At 53.8% G+C, this 13075-nt stretch carries 13 protein-coding genes; 10 read left to right on the top strand and 3 right to left on the bottom strand.

Features of this window, described 5'->3' with window-relative positions; translation table 11 throughout:
• The first annotated feature begins 165 nt into the window (after positions 1-165).
• Together V3W49_RS12415 and V3W49_RS12410 are read left to right on the top strand one after the other, a co-directional pair.
• Positions 166-1002: a DUF3289 family protein gene (locus V3W49_RS12415; protein WP_500145839.1), complete on the top strand. Its 837-nt coding sequence runs from the start codon at positions 166-168 to the stop codon at positions 1000-1002.
• Positions 999-1466, top strand: a complete 468-nt coding sequence (locus V3W49_RS12410; RefSeq protein WP_500145837.1) for a DUF943 family protein — start codon at positions 999-1001, stop codon at positions 1464-1466. Before V3W49_RS12415 ends, V3W49_RS12410 begins: the two co-directional genes overlap by 4 nt.
• Before the next feature lie 411 nt (positions 1467-1877).
• On the opposite strand, the gene V3W49_RS12405 is transcribed toward V3W49_RS12410, so the two are convergent.
• Positions 1878-2303: a GNAT family acetyltransferase gene (locus tag V3W49_RS12405; protein ID WP_500145835.1), complete on the bottom strand. Its 426-nt coding sequence runs from the start codon at positions 2301-2303 to the stop codon at positions 1878-1880.
• Between the two features lie 273 nt (positions 2304-2576).
• Here V3W49_RS12405 and amiA point away from each other — a divergent pair, with 273 nt between their 5' ends.
• The 4 genes from amiA to V3W49_RS12385 all read left to right on the top strand — a co-directional run bounded on the left by amiA (position 2577) and on the right by V3W49_RS12385 (position 5373).
• Positions 2577-3452 (top strand): N-acetylmuramoyl-L-alanine amidase AmiA, encoded by an 876-nt coding sequence (gene amiA, locus V3W49_RS12400; RefSeq protein ID WP_500145834.1) that lies wholly within the window; start codon positions 2577-2579, stop codon positions 3450-3452.
• Positions 3452-4348 carry an oxygen-dependent coproporphyrinogen oxidase gene (gene hemF, locus V3W49_RS12395; RefSeq protein ID WP_500145833.1) on the top strand — a complete coding sequence of 299 codons (897 nt, stop codon included), beginning with the start codon at positions 3452-3454 and terminating at the stop codon, positions 4346-4348. Before amiA ends, hemF begins: the two co-directional genes overlap by 1 nt.
• A 154-nt stretch (positions 4349-4502) precedes the next feature.
• The gene (locus V3W49_RS12390; protein WP_500145831.1) at positions 4503-4736 is read left to right on the top strand and encodes a DUF8812 domain-containing protein; all 234 of its coding nucleotides are present in this window, start codon (positions 4503-4505) and stop codon (positions 4734-4736) included.
• A 220-nt stretch (positions 4737-4956) separates the two neighbouring features.
• Positions 4957-5373 (top strand): lysozyme inhibitor LprI family protein, encoded by a 417-nt coding sequence (locus V3W49_RS12385; RefSeq protein WP_500145829.1) that lies wholly within the window; start codon positions 4957-4959, stop codon positions 5371-5373.
• Between the two features lie 91 nt (positions 5374-5464).
• On the opposite strand, the gene maeB is transcribed toward V3W49_RS12385, so the two are convergent.
• Positions 5465-7744 carry an NADP-dependent oxaloacetate-decarboxylating malate dehydrogenase gene (gene maeB / locus V3W49_RS12380; protein WP_500145828.1) on the bottom strand — a complete coding sequence of 760 codons (2280 nt, stop codon included), beginning with the start codon at positions 7742-7744 and terminating at the stop codon, positions 5465-5467.
• A 531-nt stretch (positions 7745-8275) separates the two neighbouring features.
• On the opposite strand from maeB, the gene tal reads away from it, so the two are divergent.
• On the top strand, positions 8276-9226 hold the full coding sequence (gene tal, locus V3W49_RS12375) for a transaldolase (protein WP_500145827.1): 951 nt from the start codon (positions 8276-8278) through the stop codon (positions 9224-9226).
• 20 nt (positions 9227-9246) lie between these two features.
• Positions 9247-11250, top strand: a complete 2004-nt coding sequence (tkt, locus tag V3W49_RS12370) for a transketolase (protein ID WP_500145825.1) — start codon at positions 9247-9249, stop codon at positions 11248-11250.
• A 29-nt stretch (positions 11251-11279) separates the two neighbouring features.
• Here tkt and nudK read toward each other — a convergent pair whose 3' ends face one another.
• Positions 11280-11858: a GDP-mannose pyrophosphatase NudK gene (nudK, locus tag V3W49_RS12365; RefSeq protein ID WP_500145824.1), complete on the bottom strand. Its 579-nt coding sequence runs from the start codon at positions 11856-11858 to the stop codon at positions 11280-11282.
• A gap of 557 nt (positions 11859-12415) precedes the next feature.
• On the opposite strand from nudK, the gene V3W49_RS12360 reads away from it, so the two are divergent.
• Together V3W49_RS12360 and V3W49_RS12355 are read left to right on the top strand one after the other, a co-directional pair.
• A complete protein-coding gene (locus V3W49_RS12360) occupies positions 12416-12661 on the top strand; it encodes a hypothetical protein (protein ID WP_500145822.1) in 246 nt (81 codons plus the stop codon).
• 111 nt (positions 12662-12772) lie between these two features.
• Positions 12773-12910, top strand: a complete 138-nt coding sequence (locus V3W49_RS12355; RefSeq protein ID WP_500145821.1) for a hypothetical protein — start codon at positions 12773-12775, stop codon at positions 12908-12910.
• Positions 12911-13075 lie beyond the last annotated feature (165 nt).

Raw genomic sequence — 13075 nt, 5'->3', positions numbered from 1 at the left:
TGAGGCGTGGCTTTGCCGTGTTAAAAGAAAATCGGCGCATTACGACACGTTCAGAAATCTGAATTCGCGTAGTAAAGAGATGCAATATGACACTATGGCAAGACACATATATAGTATTGTGATATGTAAGGCTGCATGGGCTATTACGATAAGGAACGTCTTTTTATGCCTGCACTTCAGTTTCCCTGCACGATATTTAAAACGCAAAAATGGATGGACGACTACCGCGCCAGCGATATGCGCTGCGGCGACCTGTCCGAAAGCCAGCTAAAAACACAGTTTCACCTGATAGATGTTTCCAACAGGGCAAACCCATACACGCTGGCAAAAATCACCCCGTTCAGGCAGCCACAGTCAAGGTTTCATGGCTCCCGCGGCACAGGGGAAAAAATCACCCGTCAGCAGTGTGCCGCTATACTCTTTGACGAATTCCGGGATTTGTCCCGCGCCTTTGCGATATACGGCCCTTATAAATCGCTAATAAAGCAGATGATCACCCATATGCAGGGGGCCAGCGGCGCACCGTTCAGGCATATGTTACTGGACAGGGCGCTAAAGGAGCATATTTTATCGGATAACACACCAAACAGTACTCGCTTATATTTGGATGAAGCTATTAAAAAAAATATTGACTGGGAAAATAAATGTTACCCCATGGATGGAAAAAATGAACTCAGAATGGCAATTATGGATGGAAAACTCCCTAAATTTGATCGATTCCAGGATAACTTTAACGGTATGGGAATAACCGTGCATGATACCTGGGCAACCCATATCACCATCAAATCACTACAGGTTGATGACGATCGCTACCGTGCCGTTGTTCACTATAAGGTTCAGGATCACTTCGGCCTGGATAGCGACGATATATCAAAAACTAAATTTAACCAGCTCCGGTTTTTCCGTATCTGGTTTGTACTCCAGCGTTACAGCCAGTTTGGTTTCAGGCCCTTTATGACCAATATGGAAGCTACTATTGAAATAACAGGAACCCGTAAATGAAAGTAAAAAATAAGAAAACCATTTTCCTGCTGTTTCTGATTGTCTGTACACTGCTAAGCTACTGGCTTTGGTTATCATTGCGTCCGGTGAAAGTGATTGCAGTCCATGAAGAGGGTAACCATGCATCCGTTTTAGTCAGGAACTACCCAATTACAGACAGGGGAAAAATAAACTGGTGGCTTGAAAACAAAGACAGGCTAAAGGATAAGTACAACATACCAAAGCCATCCTCATCCGGATACTTCACCATTGTATTCTGGGATTTTGGTGATGGCTACAAGGAGGAAGGAAAATATGACAGGCGATGTTTTTCCGATATAAAAACAAAAGTAAACTGCATCGAAAAGAATGCTGTTTTCACCGTTAATAAAAGTAGAAATTTCAATATAACATTCAAGCCCCATGATGGTGATAATTATCATTTAGATAACAGGGGAAACATTACCAAAATAAAATACAATTAAGTCCTTGCTTCTGGGGGCGCATACTCTCATAAAATCACTACAGTTTAACAGGCCCAATCTCGGGCCCTTTATAACCAATATGGAAGCCACTATTTAAATAACAGGAACCCGTAAGGCAAGAAAGTTATTAACGGGTACACACTGCGTAAACTTTACCCTGTTCAATGAGTTAGCCAGGCAATGTCTGTTATTCACTCTGCATAGATGATACTGGCGGACATTTTCCAAATTCAATCAGCGACAAGTAACCAGACAATCTATGCGTAAAAAGTACCCTGGCCCCTTCGGGGCAAGAGCGAACAACCCGCTGGCGCGCTACCAGACCTGAGCAGAGGAGCGCTCTGCCCGGCGCCCTCCGCCTTACCTGCGGATTTTTCGCTCAACGCCGCGTCAGAGGCCAAGAGGCGCAATCTAATACTCTTCGTCCTCTATCAGACGCCGCCCAAGGTTGATAACGTCCTGCTGTTCATATCCAAGACGTTCATACATACCGATAACGATGTCATTATCTTCACGTACCTGAATATTGATTTTGGGGCAGCCCCGGGCAATCAGCTTTTTCTCAAGACGACTGAGCAGCGCATTAGCAATGCCGCGACCGCGGAATTCCGGATGTACCCCCAGATAGTATGCCGAGCCGCGATGGCCGTCATACCCGCCCATCAGCGAACCGACAATCTCTCCGCCGACTTCGGCGACCAGGAACAGATCCGGATCGTGATTCATTTTACGTTCGATATCCATTTCAGGATCATTCCAGGGACGCAGCAGATCGCAGCGTTCCCAGAGCGTAATTATCTCTTCGAAATCATCCTGGCGAAAAATGCGTATCTCCATGAGTAGCCCCGCGTTTTTACCCTGAAAAGGCTGATTATGGCTTCAATAGAAGAAATAGCCAATATCCTGGCCTCATATCGTCGCTATCGATGGCATAATGGCCGCTGTCATTGATTGAAATGAAAAGTAAAACATTTGTTATCATCCAGCAGCGTTTAGCAAGTTACGATAGGATGTAACAACCCCCTGGCCCGCCTTGCAGGCGCGGCTTACGTGGCAATATGGAGCCGTCAGGCTTCAAGGGACATCACAAAGACAAAACAACAAGGCCGTATGAGTAAAATAAAGACGCTGCAACCCATTGCATCACGCCGCCAGTTTTTATTAACCGGTCTGGCGGCTCTGACGTTCGCCGGACTCAATAGCGCGTACGCCAGAGAAGAGAGTAAGGCATTAAAAACCCACAACGGACATAGCGCCCCCAACAAAAAATCGGGGGGACGCCGCGTGATCATGCTGGATCCCGGTCATGGCGGCATAGATAGCGGCGCGCTTGGGAGCAATGGCTCCATGGAGAAGCACGTAGTGCTGGCCATCGCCAAAAATGTGCGCACCATTCTGCGCCAGAAAGGCTATGACGCGCGTCTGACCCGTACAACGGACGAATTTATTCCGCTCTACGATCGCGTAGAGATAGCCCACAAACACGGCGCCGATCTGTTCATGTCGATTCATGCGGACGGCTTTACCAACCCTTCGGTTTCCGGAGCCTCGGTCTTTGCGCTCTCTAACCGCGGGGCCAGTAGCGCCATGGCGAAATACCTGTCCGAGCGCGAAAATGCTGCGGATGACGTCGCGGGCAACAAGGCGAAAAATCGCGATCACTACCTGCAACAGGTGCTGTTCGATCTGGTGCAGACTGACACCATTAAGAACAGCCTGACCCTGGGCTCTCACGTACTTAAGCAGATTCGCGCGGTGCATCGCCTGCACAGCAAGAGCACCGAACAGGCCGCCTTTGTGGTGCTAAAATCGCCTTCGATACCATCGGTGCTGGTGGAAACTTCGTTTATCACCAACCCTGCGGAAGAACGACTGCTGGGCACCACCGCATTTCGCCAGAAGATAGCCCATGCCATCGCAGGCGGTGTGGTGAACTATTTTAACTGGTTTGATAACCACAAGGCTCACTCTAAACGCACATCATAATGAAATCCGATATTCAAAAAGTAAAAAACTGCCTGCTGGAACTGCAGGACAGCATTTGCCATGAACTGGCCAGCCGCGACGGCGCCCGCTTTCGCGAAGACGACTGGCAACGCCCGGGCGGCGGCGGCGGCCGCACCCGGGTACTGAACGGCGAGCTGTTCGAACAGGCAGGGGTTAACTTTTCCCACGTCCATGGCGACCAGATGCCAGCTTCCGCGACGGCGCACCGCCCCGAACTGGCGGGCCGCAGCTTCGAAGCGATGGGGGTTTCACTGGTGGTGCATCCCACCAACCCATACGTTCCCACCAGCCACGCTAACGTGCGATTCTTCATTGCCGAAAAACCGGATGCCCCTCCGGTGTGGTGGTTCGGCGGCGGCTTTGATCTCACCCCTTATTACGGCTTTGAGGAAGATGCCCGTCACTGGCACCGCACTGCGCGCGATCTCTGTCTGCCCTTTGGTGAAGAGGTGTATCCGCGCTACAAGAAGTGGTGCGATGAATATTTCTGGCTCAGGCATCGCAATGAACAGCGCGGTATCGGTGGCCTGTTCTATGACGATCTGAACACCCCGGATTTCGACCACTGCTTCGACTTCACGCAGGCCGTCGGCCAGGGGTTTCTTGACGCTTATCTGCCGATCGTCGAACGGCGTCGCGCTATGCCATGGGGCGAACGCGAGCGCGAATTCCAGCTGTGGCGCCGCGGACGTTACGTGGAGTTTAACCTGGTCTGGGATCGCGGCACCCTGTTCGGCCTGCAAACCGGCGGACGTACCGAATCGATACTGATGTCGATGCCGCCGCTGGTGCGCTGGCAGTATGACTACCACCCCGAACCCGGCAGCCCGGAGGCTGAACTGAGCGAATTTCTGAAAGTGCGGGAGTGGGTATAGTCACTCCCTGGAGCGAAATCACGATCGCACTGCTGGCGGGCGATCGTTTTCCATTTTCAGAACCGGCGATAGCGTACAGATATGCCTTGATGAAAATAAAAATAACTGATATCTGAGATATACCGTTAAAGCGTATTTATGGAGAACATTGCACATGGAGCCCAGAGAAGGACTACTCACTTTCCGTGCCGAAGGCAATAACATTCCCGGCAGCCTTTATTACTCAAGAAAAATTCACTGGCCGGGAATCTCATCCCGGTGCCATGCCTACGGTTCTGGTGTTACAATAGGACGAGGTCACGATCTAAAATACCGCTCAACCACCGGGATTATTCGCGATCTGACTTCTGCTGGCATTCCATCTGAACAAACAAAAAAAAATAGCTGAAGCCTCCCGAAAAAGCCACTGTAGCGCCCGAGACTTTGTTAAGCAGCAAAAAGATAATTTTTGTTGATATGAAATATCAGGGTTCCCTAAACTATAAGATGGTTTCATATTTTGAGAAAAATAAAAAAGAAAGCGTTATCAGATTAATAAGAGAAACTCCTTCTTTGCTCGAATATGAGTCTGTCAGAGGTCGTATACGCTATCTACAAGGAAAGAAGTAATGAAGCTATTTATGTTTTTTTTATTACTCCTGCCATCAGCGTTCTACTCTTACGCAAATGAATCCCATGATAAAGATAACGCCTCTTTCCCGTATTGTACGAATATGTCACACACGGCCGAAATCACTGTGTGTATTATGGATGTAGCCATTCAAAAGAAAAAAGAATATCAGAGATCGTTCAATAAATATTTTCAATCGATATCTTCCCCTGAAGAGAGACCCTATGATAAAGCTACCGTCGCCAGACTGGCCAGGAAAGCGAAAAAAGGTTGGGATACTTATATTGAAAATGAATGCTTAGCCGAGGCTTCGGTTTATGAAAAAAACTCTTATGGCTACAATGATACTTATCATATATGCCTGATAACAGGCTATGACAGCAGAATAAAATATTATAAAAAAAATCTGTATTAAGCTCTCAGAGAACCATCAAATCCACGAAGATTATTGACGATAAAGACTTTAATAGAATGCTCCCTTTATGGGAGCATTCCATCAACGCCCGTTACAGCGGATTCGTCTGAGCTTCGACCACCGCCAGCGCCACCATATTCACGATACGACGTACTGAAGCGATAGAAGTCAGTACGTGAACCGGTTTGGCGATGCCCATCAACACTGGCCCAACCGTCACCCCTTCAGAACTGGAGACCCGCAGCAGGTTGTAGCTGATACGCGCCGCTTCCATATTCGGCATAATCAGGATGTTCGCCGAACCTTTCAGCGGGCTGTCCGGCATACGGTCGTGACGGATATTTTCCATCAGCGCCGCATCGCCGTGCATTTCGCCATCGATCATCAAATCCGGCGCCCGTTCACGCACCAGCTCCAGGGTCTGGCGCATCTTACAGGCCGCCGGGGCGTCCGAAGAGCCGTAACTGGAGTGCGACAGCAGCGCCACCTTAGGCTCAATCCCGAAACGACGTACGGTCTCCGCCGCCATCAGGGTGATTTCCGACAGCTGCTCCGGCGTAGGATCGTCATTCACATAGGTATCGGCAATAAAGGTGTTGCCGCTCGGCAGCAGCAGCGCGTTCATTGCCCCGGCAGCGCTGACCCCTTCGCGATAGCCAAACAGCTTTTCCACTACCGAAAAATGCTCATGATATTCGCCGATAGTACCGCAGATCAGCGCGTCGGCCTCGCCGCGATGCACCATGATGGCGCCGATGGCGGTGGTGTTGCTCAGAATCGCCCGCTGGGCCTGCTCCTGAGTCACGCCGCGGCGCTTCATGATCTCGTAATACTCGTTCCAGTAAGACTTGTAGCGCGGATCGGATTCGTTATTAACGATCTCGAAATCGCGGCCCGGCTCGATCTGCAGGCCCAGTTTCTTGATGCGCATTTCAATAACGCTTGGGCGACCTATCAGAATGGGCTTCGCCAGCCCCAGGGTGATTAGCTCCTGGGTGGCGTGCAGCACGCGGCTGTCCTCGCCTTCTGCCAGCACCACGCGTTTGGGATCCTTACGGGCCTGGGAGAAAATCGGCTTCATAAACAGGTTGGTTTTATAAACGAACTCGGTCAGCTTATCCTTATAGGCTTCGAAATCGCTGATAGGACGCGTCGCCACGCCGGAATCCATCGCCGCCTTCGCCACGGCCGGGGCGATCTTGACGATAAGACGCGGATCGAACGGTTTAGGGATCAGGTACTCCGGCCCGAAGGAAAGTTCCTGATCGCCATAAGCGGAAGCAACCACTTCGCTCTGTTCGGCGTGGGCCAGCTCGGCAATGGCGTGAACCGCCGCCAGTTTCATCTCTTCGTTAATGGCGGTGGCGCCCACATCCAGCGCGCCGCGGAAGATAAACGGGAAGCAGAGAACGTTGTTCACCTGGTTGGGGAAGTCGGAACGACCGGTGCAGATAATGGCGTCGGGGCGAACTTCTTTCGCCAGCGGCGGCATGATCTCCGGCTCCGGATTAGCCAGCGCCAGAATCAGCGGCGAGTCGGCCATCTTCCTGACCATCTCCTGGGTCATCACTTTCGGGCCGGAGCAACCCAGGAAAATATCGGCGCCTTCAATCGCTTCGCTAAGGGTGCGTTGGCCGTTGTCATCGATGGCGTAGGCCGCTTTAGTTTCGGCCATGTTCTCTTCACGGCCCTTGTAGATTACGCCTTTGGAGTCGCACACCACGATGTTGTGCTTCTGCATCCCCAGGGCTACCAGCAGGTTCATACAGGCGATGGCCGAAGCGCCGGCGCCGGAAACCACCAGACGAACATCGGAGATATTCTTTTTCACCACCCGCAGACCGTTCAGCACCGCAGCGGTACAGATAATGGCGGTACCGTGCTGGTCGTCGTGGAACACCGGAATATTCATGCGCTCGCGCAGTTTTTTCTCAATATAGAAACATTCCGGCGCTTTAATGTCTTCCAGGTTGATCCCGCCGAAGGTCGGCTCCAGCGCCGCTACCACATCGATAAGCTTATCGGGATCCATTTCATCGACTTCGATATCGAATACATCAATACCGGCGAATTTCTTGAACAGCACCCCCTTACCTTCCATAACGGGTTTACCGGCCAGCGCGCCGATGTTTCCCAGGCCCAGCACCGCCGTACCGTTAGAAACCACGGCCACCAGGTTACCGCGCGCCGTATATTTGTGAGCTGCCAGCGGATCATCGGCAATCTCAAGGCAAGGTGCCGCCACGCCCGGGGAGTAGGCCAGCGCCAGATCGCGCTGGGTCGCCAGCGGCTTGGTCGGTGCGACCTGAATTTTGCCCGGGACGGGGAACTCGTGAAAATCGAGGGCACTTTGCTTCAACTGTTCGTCCATTGTTTTGTTCCTATCTTTTTTGCTAAGGAAGATGTCAGGGATATGGCGCCATCTGGCACCGGTAGAGTATCGCGCCGAGCCGCCACGCAAACTTTGAACGGAGCCAAAGTATCAGCATTGCGGGTCTCTAAATGTTATTTAGTTTTAACCTTTATGTTACATATCCTGCAAAGCATTACCACACCTCTCTGCTATCCTTTTTCTGTTATGCCAAAAGGTATTTTCTATAACCTAACTAATTCGAGTCGCAGGACATATCTATCGCAGGCAGATATCAACGTGCTTCAGCACGGCCTCGTAACGCGGCAAGGGAGTGACAAGCCGGTTTGAACAGCGCTTGCGCTGGCCCACAGGGTAAGCCGAGGCTCATCATCCCCAGCAGCATAGAAAAACTATGTAACCGGGATGACAAATCTGTCAGGAACAGATTTGAACGCACGATAAGTGCGGCCCAGGAAGGGCCGAATAGCTGAGCGAAGTCAAGGCACCTGCAGCTTGAAGTATGACGGGTATATAACCAGGGAGTTTCAAATGAACCAGCTAGATGCGATCAAACAGTTCACCACCGTAGTTGCCGACAGCGGCGACATTGAGTCTATTCGCCACTATCAGCCACAAGACGCCACCACTAACCCTTCCCTGCTGCTCAAAGCCGCAGCGCTGGAGCAGTACCAGCCTCTGATTCATGATGCCATCGAATGGGGTAAACAGCAGGGAGCCAGCCACGAAGAGCAGGTTATGAACGCCTGCGATAAGCTGGCGGTCAACTTTGGCGTAGAAATTCTCAAGAGCATTCCGGGCCGCGTCTCCACCGAAGTGGACGCCCGTCTCTCCTTCAATCAGGAAAAGAGCATCGATAAAGCCCGCCGTCTGGTGGAGCTGTATCAGCAGCAGGGCATCGATAAATCGCGCATTCTGATTAAGCTCGCTTCCACCTGGGAGGGGATCCGCGCCGCAGAATTGCTGGAAAAAGAGGGTATTAACTGTAACCTCACCCTACTGTTCTCCTTCGCCCAGGCCAGGGCCTGTGCTGAAGCAGGCGTTTTTCTGATCTCCCCTTTCGTGGGCCGTATTTACGACTGGTACCAGGCACGCCAGCCCCTGAATCCCTATGTGGTGGATGAAGATCCCGGCGTGAAGTCGGTGCGTAATATCTATGCCTGGTATAAGCAACACAACTTCGAAACCATCGTCATGGGGGCCAGCTTCCGCCGTACCGAACAGATTCTGGCGCTGGTGGGCTGTGACCGCCTGACCATTTCGCCATCCCTGCTTCAGCAGTTGCAGGAAAGCGAAGAACCCGCCCCCCGCAAGCTGGTTCCCAGTTCACAGGGCTTTAAACGCCCGACCCCGCTGGATGAAGCGGAGTTTCGCTGGGAACACAATGAAGATCCGATGGCGGTGGACAAACTGGCCGAAGGCATTCGGCTGTTCGCTGTCGATCAACGTAAGCTGGAGGATCTCCTCTCCTCCAGATTCTAACTGCCGCCCTGGAGTGAATAATGAACCGACAACAACTTGCCAACGCTATTCGCGCCCTGAGTATGGACGCCGTACAGAAAGCGAACTCGGGGCATCCCGGTGCGCCTATGGGGATGGCGGATATCGCCGAAGTACTGTGGAACGACTTTCTGAAACACAACCCGGCCAACCCGCTATGGCCGGATCGCGATCGCTTTGTGCTCTCTAACGGGCACGCTTCAATGCTGCTCTACAGCCTGCTGCATCTGAGCGGTTACGATCTGCCGCTGGACGAGTTGAAAAACTTCCGCCAGCTTCACTCCCGTACCCCCGGCCATCCGGAATCGGGGCTGACGCCCGGTGTCGAAACCACCACCGGCCCGCTGGGCCAGGGGCTGGCTAACGCCGTGGGCATGGCCATTGCCGAACGCACCCTGGCGGCACAGTTTAACCAGCCGGGCCATGAAGTGGTCGACCACTACACCTGGGTGTTTATGGGCGACGGCTGCCTGATGGAAGGCATCTCTCACGAAGCCTGTGGACTTGCCGGAACCCTTGGGCTGGGTAAGCTGATTGGCTTTTATGACTGCAACGGCATCTCTATTGACGGCGAAACCAAAGGCTGGTTTACCGACGACACCGCTAAGCGCTTTGAAGCCTATCACTGGCACGTAGTCCATGAAATTGACGGTCACGATCCGCAGGCTATTCGCCGCGCAATTCAGGAAGCTCAGCGGGTGACGGACAAGCCTTCTCTGATTATCTGCCGTACCACCATCGGCTTCGGCTCCCCCAATAAAGCCGGCAAGGAAGAGGCCCATGGCGCGCCGCTGGGCGAAGCGGAGGTGGCGCTGGCCCGCAAACAGTTGGGCTGGACATATCCCCCCTTCTCGATTCCCGACGATATCTACCAGGCCTGGGACGCCAGAGAACGCGGCGAGCGCGCCGAAGCCGATTGGGAAAAACGACTGGCGGAATGGTGCGACGCTTACCCGCAACAGGGGCGGGAATTTATGCGCCGGATGCGTGGCGAACTGCCGGAAGACTGGGCGGCGCTGAGTCAGGGCGTTATTCATCAGTTGCAGGCCAACCCGGCGAAGGTAGCCAGCCGTAAGGCGTCGCAGAACTGCCTTAACGCCTTCGGCCCGTCGCTACCGGAGCTGATGGGCGGCTCGGCGGATCTGGCGCCCAGCAACCTGACCATCTGGTCCGGCTCCCGCTCGCTCAAAGAGGATAATGCCGGAAACTACATCCACTACGGTGTGCGCGAATTCGCCATGACCGCCATCAGCAACGGTATCGCCCTGCACGGCGGCTTTCTGCCCTACAGCGCCACCTTCCTGACCTTCGTGGAGTACGCCCGCAATGCGGCGCGCATGGCGGCGTTAATGAAGGCCCACCAGATTATGATCTACACCCACGACTCCATCGGCCTGGGGGAAGACGGGCCGACCCACCAGGCGGTGGAGCAGCTCGCCAGCCTGCGGCTGACGCCCAACTTCAGCACCTGGCGCCCCTGCGATCAGGTGGAAACCGCCGTCGCCTGGAAAGCGGCCATTGAACGCCACACCGGCCCCACGGCGCTGATTCTTTCGCGTCAGGGGCTACCGCAGATGGATCGCACGCCGCTACAGCTCGACGCGGTGGCCCGCGGCGGTTACGTACTGAAAGAGAGCCAGGGGGAAACCGAACTGATTCTGATCGCCACCGGCTCGGAGGTGGCAGTAACGATGCAGGCGGCGGAGCGCCTTGAACAGGAAGGCGTGGGGGTACGAGTGGTGTCACTGCCTTCCACCGATACCTTCGACGCCCAGGATGACGACTGGCGAGAATCAGTACTGCCCGCCCGCGTCACTGCCCGGGTGGCGATCGAAGCAGGTATTGCCGATTACTGGCGTAAATATGTCGGCCTGCACGGTGATGTAGTCGGTATGACCAGTTACGGCGAGTCAGCCCCGGCGGAGCAGCTTTTTCCATTCTTCGGCTTCACCGTCGATAATATCGCCGACAAAGCGCGCCAGACCCTGGCGCGACAGCCTCGGTAGCCAGAGCACGGGCCAGGGAGCGGCCAGCGTTAATTCATTATGCCCAGCAGTTGCAAATGCTGGAGCAGAATCACGGTCTTACCGTCGCGGATCTCGCCGCTGCGCACCATCGCCAGCGCGCGTTCGAAGGGAATCTCCAGCACATCGATATCTTCATCTTCAACGCCGCCGCCGGCGTTGACCCGCACGGCCTCGCTGTATTCGGCCATAAAGAAGTGAATCAGTTCAGTTACGCCGCCGGGCGACATATAGAGTTCGAACAGCTTTGTCACCTCGCCCACTGCAAAGCCGGTTTCTTCTATCGCTTCTTTACGGGCGCATACTTCAGGCTCATCGGCATCCAGCAGCCCGGCGCAGCTTTCAATAAGCATTCCATCGGCATTGCCGTTAACCCAGGTCGCCACCCGAAACTGGCGCGTCAGCACCACGCTGCGTCGTTCCCGATTATAGAGCAGGATGGTGGCGCCATTGCCCCGATCGTAAACCTCCCTCTTGTGGCGCACCACTTCACCGTTCCCACGGCTCAGGTCATAGGTGATATTGCGCAGCACGAAGTAGTTTTCCGACAGGATCTTATCTTTAATCACGTCAATTTTTAGCGATGACATAGTCACTCCAACGACTTATGGCTCATCCCCATACTACGTCGTAACGTAAAACTTGTCGCGGCTCACAAAAAAGAAAGGTTTATCGCGGATTAGCATAAAACCGGAGTAAACCGGGAGCGGTATACTTTTGGTTGAGTATATTGCGTTGAAGAAAACGCTGTTTACCACGCGTGAATTCGGGATATCGCAGTTTGTTCATGTCGATAACCAAGCTGGTGAATCAGCAGAGAAGCAGAAACCAAAGTGAACGGAACAGCCGCCGCATCATCATATTCTGCCCGGTGGCCTTTCAGATGCAGGCCAGGACGACGGTTGTAGTACGTGGTTATGCCGGTTGCGCTATTTTTGCGTCTATGCCGTGTTCTGAAAGAATATGTCGCGCTGGCGAAGGTTCCGTTCACCTTAAGGGTATTTTTATATGCCGGTTCTGGAACCCGTGAGTCCACAGTGAAGAGTCGTATTCCGGGAAAATATGCCACGCTGGCGGAAGTTCCGTTCACCTTAAGGTGATTTCTCTTATGCCGGTTGCGGAACCGGTGAACGGGCCAGGGGCTCAAATGCCGCCCCTGACAACCCCGCTTTCCGGCGTGAAAATCGCCGCTGACGCGGGCCCCTGCGTATTCCCGCCAGCCGGACGGGTCGGGCGTGACGCCACCTCCCTGTGCCGCACGCCCTCAGCCCGACGTCCTGTCGGGCTGACCCTGGCCGCCGGGAATACTCCGGCGATTTTCAGGCCGGAGAATGTCACCGCCCTGAATCTTCTGCCCAAACTTATCCGTAAAGGTATTTCTGGTGTCATTTGAAAAAACAGACTGAAGCGACGAGGGGCTTATATCCCGGCTTAAAAAACGCCGTAGCGTTCACGCAGGGCCGGAGGAGCGACAGGATGTCGCGACAGGGTAAGGCCGCCTGGGATGGCGACTCTTGCCCGTTCCGAAAAGCCCGGCGTGATAAGCGAAGGGGCCCACGTCAGCGGCGTTTTTTACCACCGGGAAGCCCGGGTCGCCAGGGGAGCGGCGACTGACCCCCCCTGGCCCGTTCACCGGCGCTGAATCCACAGAGAAGCAGTGGCTCAAAGTGAACGGAACTGCCCGCCGCATCATTATATTCTGCCGGTTTTATTCTGAAACCAGGCGCCGAAGCCGCCTGTCACCCTCACCCCGGCCCTCTCCCGAAACGGGAGAGGGAGTTTCCCGGCAATGAACGGAACTGCCCGC

It is taken from the genome of Rosenbergiella sp. YN46 (assembly GCF_036620675.1).
GTDB lineage: Bacteria > Pseudomonadota > Gammaproteobacteria > Enterobacterales > Enterobacteriaceae > Jejubacter.
The sequence above is the reverse complement of the archived record's forward strand: the minus strand, read 5'-3'. Positions and strand labels throughout refer to the sequence as shown.

Bases quoted from the DNA above. Each gene is read 5' to 3' on its own strand.
- V3W49_RS12415 (WP_500145839.1), top strand. From the start codon at position 166: ATGCCTGCACTTCAGTTTCCCTGCACGATATTTAAAACGCAAAAATGG.
- V3W49_RS12410 (WP_500145837.1), top strand. From the start codon at position 999: ATGAAAGTAAAAAATAAGAAAACCATTTTCCTGCTGTTTCTGATTGTC.
- V3W49_RS12405 (WP_500145835.1), bottom strand. From the start codon at position 2,303: ATGGAGATACGCATTTTTCGCCAGGATGATTTCGAAGAGATAATTACG.
- amiA (WP_500145834.1), top strand. From the start codon at position 2,577: ATGAGTAAAATAAAGACGCTGCAACCCATTGCATCACGCCGCCAGTTT.
- hemF (WP_500145833.1), top strand. From the start codon at position 3,452: ATGAAATCCGATATTCAAAAAGTAAAAAACTGCCTGCTGGAACTGCAG.
- V3W49_RS12390 (WP_500145831.1), top strand. From the start codon at position 4,503: ATGGAGCCCAGAGAAGGACTACTCACTTTCCGTGCCGAAGGCAATAAC.
- V3W49_RS12385 (WP_500145829.1), top strand. From the start codon at position 4,957: ATGAAGCTATTTATGTTTTTTTTATTACTCCTGCCATCAGCGTTCTAC.
- maeB (WP_500145828.1), bottom strand. From the start codon at position 7,744: ATGGACGAACAGTTGAAGCAAAGTGCCCTCGATTTTCACGAGTTCCCC.
- tal (WP_500145827.1), top strand. From the start codon at position 8,276: ATGAACCAGCTAGATGCGATCAAACAGTTCACCACCGTAGTTGCCGAC.
- tkt (WP_500145825.1), top strand. From the start codon at position 9,247: ATGAACCGACAACAACTTGCCAACGCTATTCGCGCCCTGAGTATGGAC.
- nudK (WP_500145824.1), bottom strand. From the start codon at position 11,858: ATGTCATCGCTAAAAATTGACGTGATTAAAGATAAGATCCTGTCGGAA.
- V3W49_RS12360 (WP_500145822.1), top strand. From the start codon at position 12,416: ATGCCGCCCCTGACAACCCCGCTTTCCGGCGTGAAAATCGCCGCTGAC.
- V3W49_RS12355 (WP_500145821.1), top strand. From the start codon at position 12,773: ATGGCGACTCTTGCCCGTTCCGAAAAGCCCGGCGTGATAAGCGAAGGG.